The 14,587-nt window shown below is 70.9% G+C and carries 14 protein-coding genes; 7 read left to right on the top strand and 7 right to left on the bottom strand.

All coding sequences use genetic code 11. The features are described from left to right. The first annotated feature begins 91 nt into the window (after window positions 1-91). Window positions 92-661: a TetR/AcrR family transcriptional regulator gene (locus ACWD0Y_RS28065; protein WP_450263111.1), complete on the top strand. Its 570-nt coding sequence runs from the start codon at window positions 92-94 to the stop codon at window positions 659-661. Window positions 662-749: 88 nt separating this feature from the next. Then, window positions 750-1,970: a GDSL-type esterase/lipase family protein gene (locus ACWD0Y_RS28060; protein ID WP_450263110.1), complete on the top strand. Its 1,221-nt coding sequence runs from the start codon at window positions 750-752 to the stop codon at window positions 1,968-1,970. Here ACWD0Y_RS28060 and ACWD0Y_RS28055 read toward each other — a convergent pair. From ACWD0Y_RS28055 to nadE, 3 genes are all read right to left on the bottom strand, one after another. Then, window positions 1,967-2,329, bottom strand: coding sequence for a DUF4180 domain-containing protein (locus ACWD0Y_RS28055; protein ID WP_450263109.1), 363 nt, complete (start codon window positions 2,327-2,329; stop codon window positions 1,967-1,969). The genes ACWD0Y_RS28060 and ACWD0Y_RS28055 overlap by 4 nt on opposite strands. 128 nt (window positions 2,330-2,457) lie before the next feature. Beyond that, a complete protein-coding gene (locus ACWD0Y_RS28050) occupies window positions 2,458-3,030 on the bottom strand; it encodes a GNAT family N-acetyltransferase (RefSeq protein ID WP_450263108.1) in 573 nt (190 codons plus the stop codon). A gap of 218 nt (window positions 3,031-3,248) precedes the next feature. After that, on the bottom strand, window positions 3,249-4,079 hold the full coding sequence (gene nadE / locus ACWD0Y_RS28045; protein ID WP_450263107.1) for an ammonia-dependent NAD(+) synthetase: 831 nt from the start codon (window positions 4,077-4,079) through the stop codon (window positions 3,249-3,251). 447 nt (window positions 4,080-4,526) lie between these two features. Between nadE and ACWD0Y_RS28040 the strand changes: the two genes are divergently transcribed. Both ACWD0Y_RS28040 and ACWD0Y_RS28035 read left to right on the top strand, forming a co-directional pair. Then, window positions 4,527-4,985, top strand: a complete 459-nt coding sequence (locus ACWD0Y_RS28040; protein ID WP_450263106.1) for a DUF6083 domain-containing protein — start codon at window positions 4,527-4,529, stop codon at window positions 4,983-4,985. 153 nt (window positions 4,986-5,138) lie between these two features. Further along, window positions 5,139-5,759, top strand: coding sequence for an L-threonylcarbamoyladenylate synthase (locus ACWD0Y_RS28035; protein WP_450263105.1), 621 nt, complete (start codon window positions 5,139-5,141; stop codon window positions 5,757-5,759). A gap of 196 nt (window positions 5,760-5,955) precedes the next feature. Here ACWD0Y_RS28035 and ACWD0Y_RS28030 read toward each other — a convergent pair whose 3' ends face one another. The 4 genes from ACWD0Y_RS28030 to ACWD0Y_RS28015 all read right to left on the bottom strand — a co-directional run bounded on the left by ACWD0Y_RS28030 (window position 5,956) and on the right by ACWD0Y_RS28015 (window position 11,590). After that, window positions 5,956-7,977: a glycoside hydrolase family 9 protein gene (locus tag ACWD0Y_RS28030; RefSeq protein WP_450263104.1), complete on the bottom strand. Its 2,022-nt coding sequence runs from the start codon at window positions 7,975-7,977 to the stop codon at window positions 5,956-5,958. 124 nt (window positions 7,978-8,101) lie between these two features. Continuing rightward, the gene (locus ACWD0Y_RS28025; protein ID WP_450263103.1) at window positions 8,102-10,204 is read right to left on the bottom strand and encodes a cellulase family glycosylhydrolase; all 2,103 of its coding nucleotides are present in this window, start codon (window positions 10,202-10,204) and stop codon (window positions 8,102-8,104) included. Window positions 10,205-10,577: 373 nt separating this feature from the next. Then, complete coding sequence (locus ACWD0Y_RS28020) at window positions 10,578-11,135, bottom strand: GNAT family N-acetyltransferase (protein WP_450263102.1); 558 nt, start codon at window positions 11,133-11,135, stop codon at window positions 10,578-10,580. A gap of 140 nt (window positions 11,136-11,275) precedes the next feature. Then, the gene (locus ACWD0Y_RS28015; RefSeq protein WP_450263101.1) at window positions 11,276-11,590 is read right to left on the bottom strand and encodes an EamA family transporter; all 315 of its coding nucleotides are present in this window, start codon (window positions 11,588-11,590) and stop codon (window positions 11,276-11,278) included. Between the two features lie 165 nt (window positions 11,591-11,755). Between ACWD0Y_RS28015 and ACWD0Y_RS28010 the strand changes: the two genes are divergently transcribed. The 3 genes from ACWD0Y_RS28010 (at window position 11,756) to ACWD0Y_RS28000 (ending at window position 14,410) form a co-directional block, all read left to right on the top strand. After that, window positions 11,756-12,058, top strand: coding sequence for a cupin domain-containing protein (locus tag ACWD0Y_RS28010; protein WP_450263100.1), 303 nt, complete (start codon window positions 11,756-11,758; stop codon window positions 12,056-12,058). 178 nt (window positions 12,059-12,236) lie between these two features. Then, window positions 12,237-12,932, top strand: coding sequence for a GntR family transcriptional regulator (locus tag ACWD0Y_RS28005; protein WP_450263099.1), 696 nt, complete (start codon window positions 12,237-12,239; stop codon window positions 12,930-12,932). Window positions 12,933-13,135: 203 nt separating this feature from the next. Then, window positions 13,136-14,410: an amidohydrolase family protein gene (locus ACWD0Y_RS28000; RefSeq protein ID WP_450263098.1), complete on the top strand. Its 1,275-nt coding sequence runs from the start codon at window positions 13,136-13,138 to the stop codon at window positions 14,408-14,410. The last annotated feature ends 177 nt before the right edge of the window (window positions 14,411-14,587 follow it).

Below are 14,587 nucleotides of genomic sequence, written 5' to 3'. Positions count from 1 at the left end.
CGTCCAGTCAACGCTCCCTTGAACGACAGGGCGATTTGCCTAAAGGCATTAGGCAAATGCATTATGAGTTCTGTCGAACGAGAGGGAGGTTATGGCACGCGTAGGACTGACCACGGAGCGCCTGACCCGGGCGGGAGCGGAACTGGCCGACGAGGTCGGCTTCGACCAGGTGACCGTCTCGGCACTCGCCAGACGGTTCGACGTCAAGGTGGCGAGCCTGTACTCGCACCTGAAGAACTCCCAGGACCTCAAGACCAAGATCGCCCTCCTCGCCCTGGAGGAACTCGCCGACCGGGGCGCCGCCGCCCTGGCCGGACGGGCCGGCAAGGACGCCCTGACCGCCTTCGCGAACGTCTACCGCGACTACGCCCGGGAGCACCCCGGCCGCTACGCCGCAGCCCAGTTGAGGCTCGACCCGGAGACGGCAGCCATCAGCGCCGGCGGAAAGCACGCACAGATGACGCGGGCGATCCTGCGCGGCTACGACCTGACGGAGCCGGACCAGACGCACGCGGTCCGGCTGCTCGGCAGCGTCTTCCACGGCTATGTCAGCCTGGAGATGGGAGGGGGCTTCAGCCACAGCACCCCCGACACGCAGGAAACCTGGTCATGGACCCTGGACGCCCTCGACGCCCTGCTGCGGAACTGGCCCGCGACCTGACCAGGCCCCCGCCGGCCGGAGACCACCGCCCGCGCGGCGCATCGGCGAAGCCGAACAGTCCAGACATTTCGATCAACAGGCTGGAACAATGCACACCGAGCACGACTGGATCACCACACCCCTCACCCCGGACCTCCTGCGCGGCGCCCTCGACCTGGAGCGCACCGAGCACGGCCTGCTGCCGCACCGTCTGCCCGCCCGGGCCCGCGCCCAGTGCACCGACGGACAACTGGCCATGACCGAGGCCCAGCCGTCGGGCGTACGGCTGGTCTTCCGCACCCGGGCCACCGCCGTCGAACTGGACACACTGCCCACCAAGCGGGTCTACGTGGGCGCCCCGCCCCGCCCGGACGGCGTGTACGACCTGCTCGTCGACGGCCACCTGGCCGGCCAGGCCGGCGTGACGGGCGGCAACACCCTGCTGATCGACATGACCACCGGTGCCGCCGAGAACCGGCCCGGCCCGGTCGGCACCCTCCGCTTCACCGGCCTGCCCGACCGCGTCAAGGACGTCGAGATCTGGCTGCCGCACAACGAGGCCACTCAACTCGTCGCCCTGCGCACCGACGCCCCCGTCGAGCCCGCACCGGACCGGGGCCGCAAGGTGTGGCTGCACCACGGCAGTTCGATCAGCCACGGCTCCGACGCCGCGAGCCCCACCACGACCTGGCCCGCGCTGGCCGCTTCCAGGGGCGGGGCAGAGCTGATCAACCTGGGGTTCGGCGGCGGGGCCCTGCTCGATCCGTTCACGGCCCGCGCCCTGCGCGACACCCTCGCGGACCTGATCAGCATCAAGATCGGCATCAATCTCGTCAACCTGGACCTGATGCGCCTGCGCGCCTTCACTCCGGCGGTGCACGGCTTCCTCGACACCATCCGCGAGGGGCACCCCACCGCTCCGCTGCTGGTCGTCTCGCCCATCCTGTGTCCCATCCACGAGGACACCCCCGGCCCCGGCGCTTTCGACTTCAGCGCTCTCAGTGCCGGAAAGCTGCGGTTCCGGGCTACGGGAGACCCCGCCGAGCGCAGCGCCGGGAAGCTGACGCTCAACGTCATCCGGGAGGAGCTCGCCCGCATCGTGAAGCAGCGTGCGGCCGACGACCGGAATCTGCACTATCTCGACGGCCGTGACCTCTACGGCGAGGCGGACTTCGCCGAGCTGCCGCTGCCCGACCAGCTCCACCCGGATGCCGCCGCGCACCGCCGCATCGGCGAACGCTTCGCCGCCCTGGCCTTCGGCACCGGCGGCCCGTTCAGCGCCGACCGTGCCCCCACACCCGCTCCTGGCCCGGCTGCGGACAGAAGCTAGCCCTTCAGTCGCTCCTGGAGCTCCTCGACATCGGCGAGGAACCATGTCTGCCGCCCACGGTTGCATTCACGGACGAAATCCCGCAGCGCCGAACTGGACGCCGTGTGCCGGGAGATGTCACCGAGGACGACGACGCCCACGCGGTAGTTGACGAACTTCTGGATGATCTCGCCGGCGACACGGGTGCGCAGTCGGAAGAACGCCTCGTCGAACCGCCCTGCGGGGATGACGACCCACTGAGCGCCCTGGTAGGCGGCATTGCCCACAAGATCCAGAACGTCACGTTCGCCGCCGATCGCCTCGCCTTCGGGGGCACACATCAGGACGGGCACGTCATGGATCGTCTGCAGAGTGCTCATGGGAGCCGAGACTAGTTCCGGACGCGGAAACAGTCGACGCGATTCTCCGGGGAAGAGCCCGTCGTACCGGCAGTCCCCTGTGGCCGAAGGCGGACGAAGCCGCCCGGGGCGCACCCGGGGCTGATCCGTCAGCGCAGGTCGAGCCGCATCAGGACCCGGGGACGACCGGCCAGCACCGAGGTGGTGTCGGCGGCGTGGACGAACCCGGCGCGCTCGAAGTTCTTCCGGATCCCGGCGTACGCCATCGTCATGTCGACCTTGGCTTCACCGTTGTCGAGGGGGTACGCCTCGATCGCCGGTGCGCCGTGGGAACGGGCGAACTCGACCGCGCCGGCGATGAGGGCGTGCGAGATGCCCTTCTTCCGGTGACCGGGGCGTACGCGGATGCACCACAGCGACCAGACCGGCAGGTCGTCGACGTGCGGGATTTTACGGTTGCGCGCGAAGGAGGTGTCCGAGCGCGGTGCCACGGCGGCCCAGCCGACCGGCTCGTCGCTGTCGTAGGCGAGCACCCCCGGAGGGGGTCCCGTGCGGCACAGCTCTGCGACGTACTCGCCGCGGGCCGGCCCGCGAAGCCCGTTGTTGAGCCTGGACGGGAGCCGGTAGCTCAGACACCAGCAGACGCTGGCCCCGGGTGACTTCGGGCCGAGCAGGGTACGGACATCCTCGAAGACCGAAGCCGGGCGAACCTCGATGGTCATGACACCACGATGTCACGGCGTACGCGGCGACGCCGCTCGGCCTTCACCGGGTTGCGTCCGGCGGGTCACCGGCGGATCCGGGGCCGGACGGCGGCTGTGGTGATCGTTCCGGCCCCCGTCGCGCAGTCCGGCCGCGGGCGGGCACGGCTCCGGCCGCGCCCGCTCCGCGTTCGTCGGACCACCCCGCTCCCTGCCGGGCCTGACGGCCGGGCAAGTCCTCAGGGGGCGATGGGCAGCTGACGCTTGTGGTCGGTGAGGCGGTAGCGGCTGACGATCGTCTCGAAGGCCCGCTCGTCCACCGGCTTGCCCTCCAGGAAGTCGTCGATGTCGTCGTAGGCGACCCCGAGCGCGTCCTCGTCGGCCTTGCCCGGGTCGAGGTTCTCCAGGTCGGCCGTCGGAGTCTTCCACACCAGTTCGGCGGGTGCGCCCAGCGCGTCCGCGACGGCGCGCACCCGGCGCTTGGTCAGGCCGGTCAGCGGGACCAGGTCGGCGGCGCCGTCGCCGAACTTGGTGAAGAAGCCGGAGACCGCCTCGGCGGCGTGGTCGGTGCCGACGACCAGGCCGTCGTGCGCGCCGGCCACCGCGTACTGGGCGATCATGCGCTGCCGGGCCTTGATGTTGCCGTGCACGAAGTCCTGGTGGTGGACGTCGCGGAAACTCACGCCGGCGGCCAGCGCGGCGTCGAGCGCGGCGTCGCTCGCGGGCTTGATGTCCACGGTCAGCACGTGGTCGGCCCGGATGAAGGAGAGCGCGAGCTGGGCGTCGTGCTCGTCGGTCTGGACCCCGTAGGGCAGCCTCATCGCGTAGAACCGCGCTTCGTGCCCGGCGGCCCGGACCCGCTCGACGGCGAGCTGGCACAGCCGGCCGGCGGTGGTGGAGTCGACGCCACCGCTGATGCCGAGCACGAGGGAGCGCAGACCGGTGGAGGTCAGCCGCTCGGCGAGGAAGGCCACCCGGCGTTCGATCTCCCGCTCGGCCTCGAAGGTCTCGGTGACCTGGAGTTCCCGGGCGATCTCCTGCTGCAGGGCGATGGACGCCGGCTCGCTCACGTCTGCTCCTTGTTCCGGTTCACGATGTGCTGCCGCACCCACCCTACCCAGGGGTGTCCGGCGGATCTCGACCGACGGTCTCGCTGCCCGGCAGCGGCCGGCCGGACGGCGGAGCGACCGCCGCACGGTCGTCGACGGGATCCGCTTCCGCTTCCGCCCGCGGACGGGCGTCTCCCGGCGTGGCCTGCCTCCGCACCACGGGCACTGGTTCGGAGCGTGCCCGCCGGGTTACGACTGTGACACCCGTGACCCGTGAAGCGCCCTGCGCCAACACCCCAGTCCCCGCCGGCCCTCGCACGGCGGCGGCTTTCAGCCGTCGCTTCCGCAGCACGGCGGGGCGCCGTCCGCCCCTCGTGCCGCCCGCTGTCCCTCCCGGCCCACCCGGCCCACCAGGAACGGCTGACAGGCGCCCTGCACCATCCCACCCCACGCCCGGATCCTTCAGACATGGGGGATATCGGCCTGCCGCAGACCGACGAGGAATGGGCGGCGCTCGCCCGGCACACCGACGCCGAACAGGCACACGACGAAGGCGCCACCGCGGCGGGTCCGCCGGCCGGACCCGACTGTCCGGACTGCGGGCTGGCCGGCGACCGGTACCCCACCCACTACAACCGGTGGATCCTCCTCGAACCGCTCCCCGCCCTTCCCGCGCACGCCATACCGCCCCGGCAGCGGTGGCTCATCGGCAACAGCACCGACGGCGAAGGCCTCGCGTGGAACACCGGTGACGAGGAACCCCCGCCCGGAGCGGAGTGCCGCATCGCGCACCGCCTGGTCTGCCCCGGGGTCCGGCGTGGTGATGTCCTGCCGTGGCTGGCGGCGCTGCGGGAGGAAAACCGGCTCCGCGCGGCACGCCTCGACGCGAAGCGCACCCTGCCCGGCAGCCTGTCCGGCGTCGGGTGACCGCTCCGGGCCGGTGCGGTCAGTGCCCCCGGCCACCGTGAGCGGTGGCGGGCGCGGCCCGGTCCCGTCGTCGAAGCCGGTGCCGGTTCCGTTCCCGTTCCGGCGGCGTCCTGGTCGCCTGACGCGAGTGCCCTGATCACGTAGGGTCGGCGGATGGCGAAATACTTCGACGTGCACCCCGAGAACCCTCAGCGGCGCACCATCAGCAATGTGGCCGACGGTGTCCGTTCCGGCGAGCTGATCGCGTACCCGACGGACTCCTGTTTCGCGCTGGGATGCCAGCTGGGCAACCGTGACGGCCTCAGCCGGATCCGGTCGATCCGGAACCTCGACGACCGCCACCACTTCACCCTTGTGTGCCAGGACTTCGCGCAGCTGGGTCAGTTCGTGCACATCGACAACGACGTTTTCCGCGCGATCAAGGCAGCGACGCCCGGCAGTTACACCTTCATCCTCCCCGCGACGAAAGAGGTGCCGCGCCAGCTGCTGCACCCGAAGAAGAAGACGGTCGGGGTCCGGATCCCCGACCATGCCGTCGCCCAGGCCCTGCTCGCCGAACTCGGTGAGCCGCTGCTCTCCAGCACCCTGCTCCTGCCCGACGAGGACGAGCCGCTGACGCAGGGCTGGGAGATCAAGGAACGGCTCGACCACGTGGTGGACGCCGTGGTCGACTCGGGTGACTGCGGAACCGAGCCGACCACGGTCATCGACTTCTCCAGTGGTGAAGCCGAGATCGTACGCCGAGGGGCGGGCGACATCTCACGGTTCGAGTAGCCGCCCCGCCGTCGTCGCCACGTGCCGGAGCACCGGTGCGTGTCCCCGGGCGTGCCGCCCGGGCGGGGTTCCGGGAGGGGGTCCGGGAGGCGGTGTCGTCTGCGGGGTGAGCCCGTCCTTCCAGCACAGGAAGGTGTGGCTCGGCCGCATCGTCACGCGGCGCCCGAGCCGGCGGACGGCGGACAGCCGGCAGGGGTCAGGCGGGCGGAGGTGCGGAAGCCGGGGCCGTACCGTCGGGCGGGGCTCCCCACTGCTTCGCCGATCCCTCCATCAGCACGATGTTCGGCGCGTCCACCGGGGTGGTGCCCGGTGTCGTCGCCGAGGAGGGATACGACCAGTCGTTCGCCGCGTTCCACGCCCCCGCCGAGCTGATCCGGAACTGCACCTCCTTGCGGTACGCCGACTGCCCGGCCGGGGCGATCGTCGCGTCCGAGCAGTCCACGGTCACGTAGTAGACGTCGTCCCCGTATTCGGCGGCCCGCGTGGGCCCGGAGACCTTGCCGCACTGGTTGTAGTGGGTGCTGTGGCTGATCTGCCCCGGCGTGACGCCCGGCTCCAGGGTGAAGTAGTAGCGCAGCGAGGCGTCGGTCAGCGCCCGCGCCGGCCACGCCGACTTGTTGACGAGATACGCCTTGATCTCCGTAAAATTCGGCCCGGTGGCGTTCACCGACGCCTGGACGGAGATCTCCGGGCCGTCCGGCCGCTCCGCCTTCGGGAAGTCCGCGAGCGGGCTGCCGCCGTACTCCTCGTACAGCCGGGCCAGCGCCCCGGTGAAGGCCGCGTTGTAGTCGGTGGCGACCTCGTTGTTCACGTAGTTCGACCGGTCGTCGGTGTACGTGTCGTCCGGCGCGCTCGGCCCCCCGACCAGCGCGCCGTACAGTGTGTGCCGGCTCTCGACCGGGTTGTTGATCTGGTCGGTCCACGAGCCGTGGGCCGTGCGGTGGTGCGGCTTGGCCGGCGGGTTGGCGCCGAAGCCGACGACGTAGCTGGACTTGCGGGGGTTGTCGCCGAGCGCGTAGTTGATCTGCCGTACCGCGAAGTCGTGGTAGCGGGTCCTGCGTTCACTGTCGCCGGTCAGCCAGTCGGAGTACTGGAGCGCCGCGAAGGCGGTGTTCGCCGCGTACCGCAGGGAGCCCCAGCTGTCGAGGACGGCCTGTCCGCCCGGCGAGTAGCGGACGCGCTGGCCGTTCACGCCGGTCGTCCACCAGTCGAGCCAGCGGTTGGCGTCGTCGACGTACTTCTGCCTGCCGGTGAGCTGCGCCAGCAGCACGTACGCCCCGTAGGAGGTGTCGTCCCAGGAGAGGGTCCAGCGGTAGGAGCGGGTGGTGGTCTGCGGCTCGGTGGAGAGGTTGTCGTAGTACGACTCCGCCTTGGCCAGGTACGCGGCGTCGCCGGTGGCCCTGTGCAGCCAGATCGCGCCCCAGACGAGCTCGTCGTGGTAGCCGCTCCAGGAGTTGTAGTACGACTTCACGTCGGTGATGCAGTCGCTGTACTTGCCGCGGTAGGTGTCGGCGAAGGCGTACAGCTGCTTGGCGTGCGTGATCAGCTTGCCGGCGTAGGCCGGGTCGCTGTCCTTGAACACCATCGACGAGGAGGCCAGCGCCGCGGCGGTCTGGCCGGCGAGGTCGGAGCCCGGGCAGGAGGCGTCGATCTTGTACGCGGGCCGTGCCATCGGCATGACCTCGGCCGGGCCCCACCACTTGTGGTCGTCCGCTCCGTTGCCCACCTGCCCGTACAGGACGTTCGGAGAGGGGTGCGCCTTGAGGAAGTAGTCGTTGACGAAGCGCAGGTTGTTCTTCAGGTGCGGCAGCTGTCCGGAGGAGGTGTACGCCGCCTTCTCCTCCACCCCGCCCCAGGCGAGCATGGTGGCGGAGAACGCCATCGGCAGGCCGAACTTGACGTGGTCACCGGCGTCGTACCAGCCCCCGGTCAGGTCGAGGCCGACGTCCTTGCCGTCGTCCAGGCCCGAGTCGCCGCGCCAGCCGACGCGGTTGGTGCCGGGGATCTCGCCGGACTGCTGGGCCTCGTAGAACAGGATCGACTTCTGCAGTGCCTCGCCGTAGTCGAAGGCGGGCGCGGCAAAGGCGGTGGCCGGCAGCGACAGGGGAAGGAGGAGGCCGGCGACGACCGCACCGGCGAGGGCGAGGGCGGTGGTACGGCGTGGACGCCGTACGGCTCTTCGGTCTCTTCCAGGTTTCAGGAGGGTGAGCGCGCGCAACGGAATGTCCCTTCCGTTCGTCGGCCGGGCCGGGGCGGGTGGGCGGGGTGGTGGGCCTGTCCGCCCGGCGTCGTCGAGCGGCAGCCGGGCGGACAGGGGCTTGTCGTGGAACGGTCACGGCCCGTCAGGCGGGCGGTGTGCCCCAGGCATGGCGGGTGCCCGTGTAGGCGGGGACCGCCGGGGCGTCCGCGTACGCGGTGGCCGTCGAGCGGCTGTAGTCGTCGGCCTCGTCGAAGCCCGACCAGTCCGCCTTGCTCATCCGCACCTGGATGTCACCGGTGTCCTGGCCCGCCGCGAGGGAGCCACCGGCGAACGACACCTCCAGGTAGGCGTCCGCGCCCGCGACCGGAGTGGTCAGTGGGACGACCTTCAGCCTCACCTGCGCGCACCCGACCGCCGCGTAGTCGCACCACGCGCTGACCGACGCCGCACCGCCGTCACGGGTGAAGTAGTAGCGCGCCGAGACCGTGCTCAGGTCGAGGGAGGCGGATCCGGTGTTGACGACCTGGAGCCCCGGGCGGATGGCGTTGTCCGTGGCGGAGGCGTCGTTGTTCTTGTAGCGGACCTTCAGCGCGCCCGAGGGATCACCGCCCCCGCCCCCGCCTCCGGGCCCGGTCGTCACACTCAACGCCGCTGACGGCGCCGATACGTTGCCCGCCGCGTCCCGCGCCCGCACGGTGTAGCTGTACGCGGTCGAGGGCGAGAGTCCGGTGTCCGTGAACGAGGTACCGGTCACCGGCGTCGTGTTCGCCTTCGCCGTGCCCCGGTAGACGTCGTAACCGGTCACACGCACGTTGTCCGCCGAAGCCGACCACGACAGCGACACGCTGTCCGCGGTCTTCGCGGTGGCGCTGAGCCCGGCCGGCGCGGTGGGCGCGGTGGTGTCGCCCGGGCCGGGGCCCCCGCCCCCGTACACGTCGGTCAGACTGACGCCCGTGGTGCTCCCGGCGCCACCGAGCGGGACCTCGTGGTCGAGGCTGACGAACTTGCCGCCGTGCTGCCACAGGGCGGGCTTCAGCAGGGCGTACTTCTCCTCGTCCCACGACTTCCAGTCGCCCAGCAGGAGACCTCCGGTGTCACCGGAGTTGGGGTTGATGCACCAGAAGGTCTGGTGGATGCGGTTCTCCACGATGAGGTTGCGCAGCGCCTTCATCCACTTCTCGTTCGGTCCGCCGTCGAGGAACCCGCCCCATTCGCCGATGAGGAGCGGCGACTTGTTCTCCTTGTGCAGGTAGAGCCAGTTGGGGTCCCAGACGTCCCGTTCGAGCGTGGTGCGGTCCCAGTTTCCGGAGAACCAGGGCTGGGCATGGACGAGCGGGCCGTAGTCGTGCGGGGAGTACACGAGCTGATCGTTGTGGGCGCCGAGGTCGACCGGGTGGTCGCGTACGCCGCGCAGGTTGCCGCCCCACCAGGTGGAGTAGTAGTCGGTCGGGGTGGTGGAGGCCCAGCTCACACCGGCCTTGGGGTACACCTCGATGCCTTCGCACAGCACCAGGACGTTCGGGTTGATCGCCAGGATCCGTTTGCCCGCGGTCTCACAGGCGTACTTGAAGTTGTCCTGGTCGGCCGAGCCGTCCCACTTGGCGCGGGTGGCTTCGTTCGCCTTGCCGTGCGGCTCGTTCTTGATGTCCATGGCGACGAGGGTGTCGTCGGCCTTGTAGCGGGCCGTCACCCATTCCCACGCGGTGTAGAACTGCTCGGTCGTGATGGCGCCCTTCCACCACACCGGGTAGATGTGACCGGAGTTGTCGGCCTCCGCGCTGTGCACGTCGAGCATCACCTTGATGCCGTACTGCTCGCACAGGCGCAGCCAGTAGTCGAAGATCTCCAGTGAGGTCTTGCCGGCGATCTCGGGGTTGGCGTGGTTGTTGACGCCGGACGGGACGGTCGCCTGCCCGTTCTTCCACTCCAGCAGGAGCTGTGTCGAGATCGGCACCCGGACCATGTTGATGCCCCGGCCGGCCATGGACCCGGTGATGTCGGTGATGTTGCCGGACCACAGTCCGTGGAAGACCCGCTCCGAGGCGTTGAAGCCGAACCAGTTGGCGCCGGTGAGCCAGACCTCGTCCCCGTTCGCGTCCACGATCTTGTTGCCCTCGGTGTGCAGCCAGTCGTCACCGGCCGCGGCGGCGCCGTTCGTGGCGCCCTCGGTCACCGGGGCGGTCTCGGCCGCCCGGGCCGCCGTTGCGCCCGCGAGACCGCCCACCGAGAGGAGTCCTGCGGTCATGACCGCGGCAACCAGCCTTTGGAGGCGCCGTCTTCCACTTCGTGCTCTTCGTAACTGTCCCGACTGTCCCACTGTGTGCCGCCCTTCCGTCTGTAGCGGAGAGAAAGGAGTTGCACGTGCTGGAGTGGGAGCGCTCCCATACCGGAGTGGGAGCGCTCCCAGAGGGTTCGGCCAGGACTGTAGGGGCGTCCCGCCGTGCTGGCAAGAGAAGTCGCACGTTCGCCCGGATACGCGTGGGGCGGCGGGCACTCCTCTGTGCCGCATGGGAGCGCGAAGAACCGTGAACCCGCCGACCGGACGTGCCGCCGGGCCCGCCCCACTGCCCAACCGGCCATTACGTTCCCCGGCCGGGAGGGCCGGGGCCGGGGGCCTCTCAGCGGGTGCTGTGCGCGGCACGCCACTCGGGTGCGAGCACCGACCAGACCTCGGTGTCCTGCCGTACGCCCCGGTAGGGGTCGTCTTGGCGCTGGACTCCGTCGCGGCTCATGCCGAGCCGCCTGGCCACGTTGATGCTCGGAGTGTTCTCGGAGGAGACCAGCCACTCCACCCGGTGCATTCCGCGTTCCCGGACCGCCCAGTCGATGACCACGCGTACCGCCCGGGTGGCCAGACCGCGTCCTGCCGCGGCCGGTTCCAGCCAGCAGCCGGCCTCGCAGTTGCCCGTGCCCGCGTCGAAGGTCCTGAACAGGACGCCACCGACGAGGAGTCCGTCGAGCCGGATGCCGTACAGCCGGCCGGTGTCGGCCGCGGTCTTGTCGGCGTACACCTGGAGCCAGTTCCGTGCGGACTCCAGGTCTGCCGTGATGCCGGGGAGCCCGACGTGCCGTCCGATGTACTCGCGGCCGCGGTCCATGTGGGCGAGGAACTCCTCGGCCTGCCAGGGTTCCAGTGGCCGCAGCTCGGCTCCGTCACCCAGGGATGTCGCGAACATTCTCACCCTCCACAGTGGCCGTGCACGGTCCCTGGATCCTCGCACGGCCCTCTGCGCGTTCCGGTGGCCGGTTCCAGGCTCCTGCCGTCCGCTTGCGGTGCGCTCCCGCCGGAGGAGCGGGTCCCTTCCGGATGGGCCGGTCAGGCGGGCGGTACCGCTTCGACGCGTTCGGCTGCCCGGCCGCGATCGCCGGTGGGTGGCGCCGCGCGCGCGTCGGTGCGGGTGGCACCGATCCCGGCGACCACGACGCACATGACACCGACCGCGGAGGCGGGACCGGGAATCTGCCCCAGGGCGATCATGCCGATGACGAGTGCGACGGCGGGTTCCAGACACATCAAAGCGCCGAAGGCAGTGGTGGTGAGCCGGCGCAGGGCAAGGAATTCGAGGCTGAAGGGGACGACGGGGTGGAGCACCGCCAGCGCCAGGCCGGTGAGCAGCAGCGGCCAGGTCACGTTGCCCAGTGCGGAGGGCCCTGCCGGGCGGTGCTCCGGGCCCGGTCACGGATGCGGATGCGGATGCGGATGCGGATGTGCGACTGTCGTGAAGCGGGCGCCGAGCTTCTGACATGGTGTGATGCCGGATTCCGGAACGTGGAAGATGAGCAGGAAGAGGGCCCGATGACGATGACCGCCCGTGCGAGCGTGCAGCACGAAGACGAACAGGTGCGGGTCACCCGCTGGGATTTCGAGCCCGGCACGCGCACCGGCCACCACGTGCACGAGTACGACTATGTCGTCGTGCCGGTGGTGGACGGCCACATCAGCGCGTTCGCCCCGGACGGGTCGGTGAGCGAGTCACACCTGCGCGCGGGTCAGTCGTACGCCCGCCCCGCAGGCGGCGAACACGACGTCGTCAACACGGGCGGAGCATGGCTGGCCTTCGTCGAGATCGAACTCAAGGGGTCCTCTCCGGTCTCGTGAGCGCCGCGCCCCGGCCGGGGCACTCCGCCCTCTCGTGCCGCTTCCTGCCGTTGATCTCCTGGCCGCCGCCGTACCCGCATACGCCCGGTCCCGGGCGGGGAAGCGGGCCGGCGGGGCGGGAAGGCCCGTACGAGAGACGTATTCTCGCCCGAGGCATCCCGAGCGAAGGACGGTACAGGTGGCGGACAGCGGCAAGACCGGCCCGGGCCGCGGCACGGACGGCGCCTCGCGCACGCCGGCCTCGCTCAGTGCGCGGGCGCGCGAAGCGATCCGGCAGCGGATCGTCGACCGGCGCTACCCGCAGGGCTCCCGCCTCGTCGAGCGGGAGGTCGCCGAGGAACTCGGCATGTCCCGGGTGCCGGTGCGGGAAGCGCTGCGTGCGCTCGTCACCGAAGACCTGCTGGAACTGCTGCCGCACAGCGGGGTGCGCGTGCGCCGCTTGGAGAGCACCGATGTGGAGCATCTGTACGAGGTGTGGGAGCCCCTCGCGATCCAGGCGTCGCGGCTGGCGGCGCGGGCCGCGGCAGGCGACCCCGAGGGCCTGGCCGTCCTGGAGACCACACTGCGCCAGGCCGAACAGGCGGCCGCGGCGGATGAGGGGGCACGCGAGGTGGCGGCCCATACGGCTTTCCACGAGGGCGTCGTGGCGCTGTCGGGCAACCCGCTGCTGGCCCGCACGATGGAGCAGTTGAGCTGGCAGCTCCAGCTCTTGTTCGGCTTGCGGGAGGAGCCTGCGCACATGCGGGCCCAGCACGCGGAAATGTTCCGGCACATCGCGGCGGGCGACGGGGACGCTGCGGCGGCGAGCACACTGCTGCATGTCCGTGACAGCAGGACGGTGGCGCTGCGCTCCCTCTTCAAGTCCCCCCAGTGACTTCTTTGTATACCAACACCCATTCCTTCGAGTCGAGACCTCGACTTCAGACACGCAAGCCGACTTCATGACCTGCGCCGGGACAGCAAGAAGTGGCACCTTCCCCCCGTTTCCGCCAGCACGGAACGGAGCATTCCTTGCCCACTCCCCCATCTTGGTATACAAACAGTGGGTCCGCGGTAACCACGCCCCGAGGAGCCCCCATGTGCGTCGAAGCTGTGCCACCGCCGTCCAGCAGGCTGACCCGCCGCGGAGTTCTCGCGGGCGCGGCCGCCCTCGCGGGCACCGTGGCGGCGGCCTCCCCCGCGTCGGCAAAACAGGGCGGCACGGGCCGGCGCGGCGCGGAACGGGGCGGCGACCTCGTCGTCCGGGGCGGCACGCTGCTCGACCCGGCGACCGGCGACGTCACCGAGGACGCCGTCGTCGTCATCGAGGGCGGGGTCGTGCGCGCGGCCGGCCCCCGGACACTCGTCGCCGTACCGAAGGGCGCGAAGACACTCGAGGCCCACGGCAAGTGGGTCCTGCCCGGCCTGATCGACGCGCACATCCACCTGAGCACCGCCGCCGAGGCAAGCGACGCGGTCCGCGCAGGCGTGACCAGTGCCCGCAGCGGTTCGACCAACTTCTACCAGGACATCGCCGTACGGGAGCTGGCGCGCCAGGCCCCCGCACAGGCACCGCGTCTGAAGGCCGCCGGAGTCTTCGTCACCCCGGACCTCGGTGACACCGTACTGGCCGACCCGGACCTCACACCGCTGGCCCGCCTCCGGGACGGTGTGCGCTCGGCCGAGGCACTGCGCCGGGTCGTCGAGGTGAACCTCGCGCGCGGCGCGGACGTGGTCAAGACGCGTGTCAACGAACGCGCGGGGCTGCCCGGCCAGGATCCGCTGGCCCAGGTGTACTCGCGCGAGCAGTTGTCCGAGGTCGTCGCCGCGGCCCGGCGCGGCGGCAAGGGCGTCCTGTGCCACAGCTACAGCGAGAAGGGCTGCCACGACGCGGTGACGGCGGGCGTGCTCTCCCTGGAGCACGGGGCGTTCGTCGGTGAGCGCACACTGCACGAAATGCGCCGCAGGGGTACGTACTTCACGCCGACGCTCACCGCGATCGCCGGCCTGGCCGAATCGCCGGACCCGGTCCTCGCCGAGCGGGGCCGCACCTACCTGCCCGTCCTGAAGCGGGCGGTCGTGGCCGCGCACGAGCTGGGCGTGGAGCTGGCGGCGGGCACGGACTCCTCGGGCGGGAAGGTCCTTCCCGTGGGCCGCGAAGTGGAGCTGATGCGTGAGGCCGGCCTGTCGGCGCTCGACGCGATCCGCACGGCCACGACCGTCGCGGCGCGGCTGCTCGGCGTGGAACGCACGGCCGGCCGGCTCGCACGCGGGTTCGCGGGCGACGCGATCGTCGTGGACGGCGATCCGCTGGCGGACGTCTCCGTGCTGAAGACACCAGTACGGGTCGTGCGCGCGGGCATCGCGGTCTGATCCGGCGAGCCTCCCCCCGGCACCACCGCGGAATGCCGCTTCTCCCTCCCCCCGCCCGCACCACCGAAGGAGTGCCCATGAAGTCGTCCCCGAGTTCTTCCGGCGGACTGTCCCGGCGCAGCATGCTCGCCGGCGCGGCGCTGGCCGGCACCACGGCCGCGCTGCCCACCGCCGCCT

The sequence above is a fragment of the Streptomyces altiplanensis genome (assembly GCF_053591575.1).
The sequence above is the reverse complement of the archived record's forward strand: the minus strand, read 5'-3'. Positions and strand labels throughout refer to the sequence as shown.

Excerpts from the sequence above, each read along its gene's own strand:
- ACWD0Y_RS28065 (WP_450263111.1), top strand. The coding sequence starts at position 92 with ATGGCACGCGTAGGACTGACCACGGAGCGCCTGACCCGGGCGGGAGCG.
- ACWD0Y_RS28060 (WP_450263110.1), top strand. The coding sequence starts at position 750 with ATGCACACCGAGCACGACTGGATCACCACACCCCTCACCCCGGACCTC.
- ACWD0Y_RS28055 (WP_450263109.1), bottom strand. The coding sequence starts at position 2,329 with ATGAGCACTCTGCAGACGATCCATGACGTGCCCGTCCTGATGTGTGCC.
- ACWD0Y_RS28050 (WP_450263108.1), bottom strand. The coding sequence starts at position 3,030 with ATGACCATCGAGGTTCGCCCGGCTTCGGTCTTCGAGGATGTCCGTACC.
- ACWD0Y_RS28040 (WP_450263106.1), top strand. The coding sequence starts at position 4,527 with ATGGGGGATATCGGCCTGCCGCAGACCGACGAGGAATGGGCGGCGCTC.
- ACWD0Y_RS28035 (WP_450263105.1), top strand. The coding sequence starts at position 5,139 with ATGGCGAAATACTTCGACGTGCACCCCGAGAACCCTCAGCGGCGCACC.
- ACWD0Y_RS28025 (WP_450263103.1), bottom strand. The coding sequence starts at position 10,204 with ATGACCGCAGGACTCCTCTCGGTGGGCGGTCTCGCGGGCGCAACGGCG.
- ACWD0Y_RS28020 (WP_450263102.1), bottom strand. The coding sequence starts at position 11,135 with ATGTTCGCGACATCCCTGGGTGACGGAGCCGAGCTGCGGCCACTGGAA.
- ACWD0Y_RS28010 (WP_450263100.1), top strand. The coding sequence starts at position 11,756 with ATGACGATGACCGCCCGTGCGAGCGTGCAGCACGAAGACGAACAGGTG.
- ACWD0Y_RS28000 (WP_450263098.1), top strand. The coding sequence starts at position 13,136 with ATGTGCGTCGAAGCTGTGCCACCGCCGTCCAGCAGGCTGACCCGCCGC.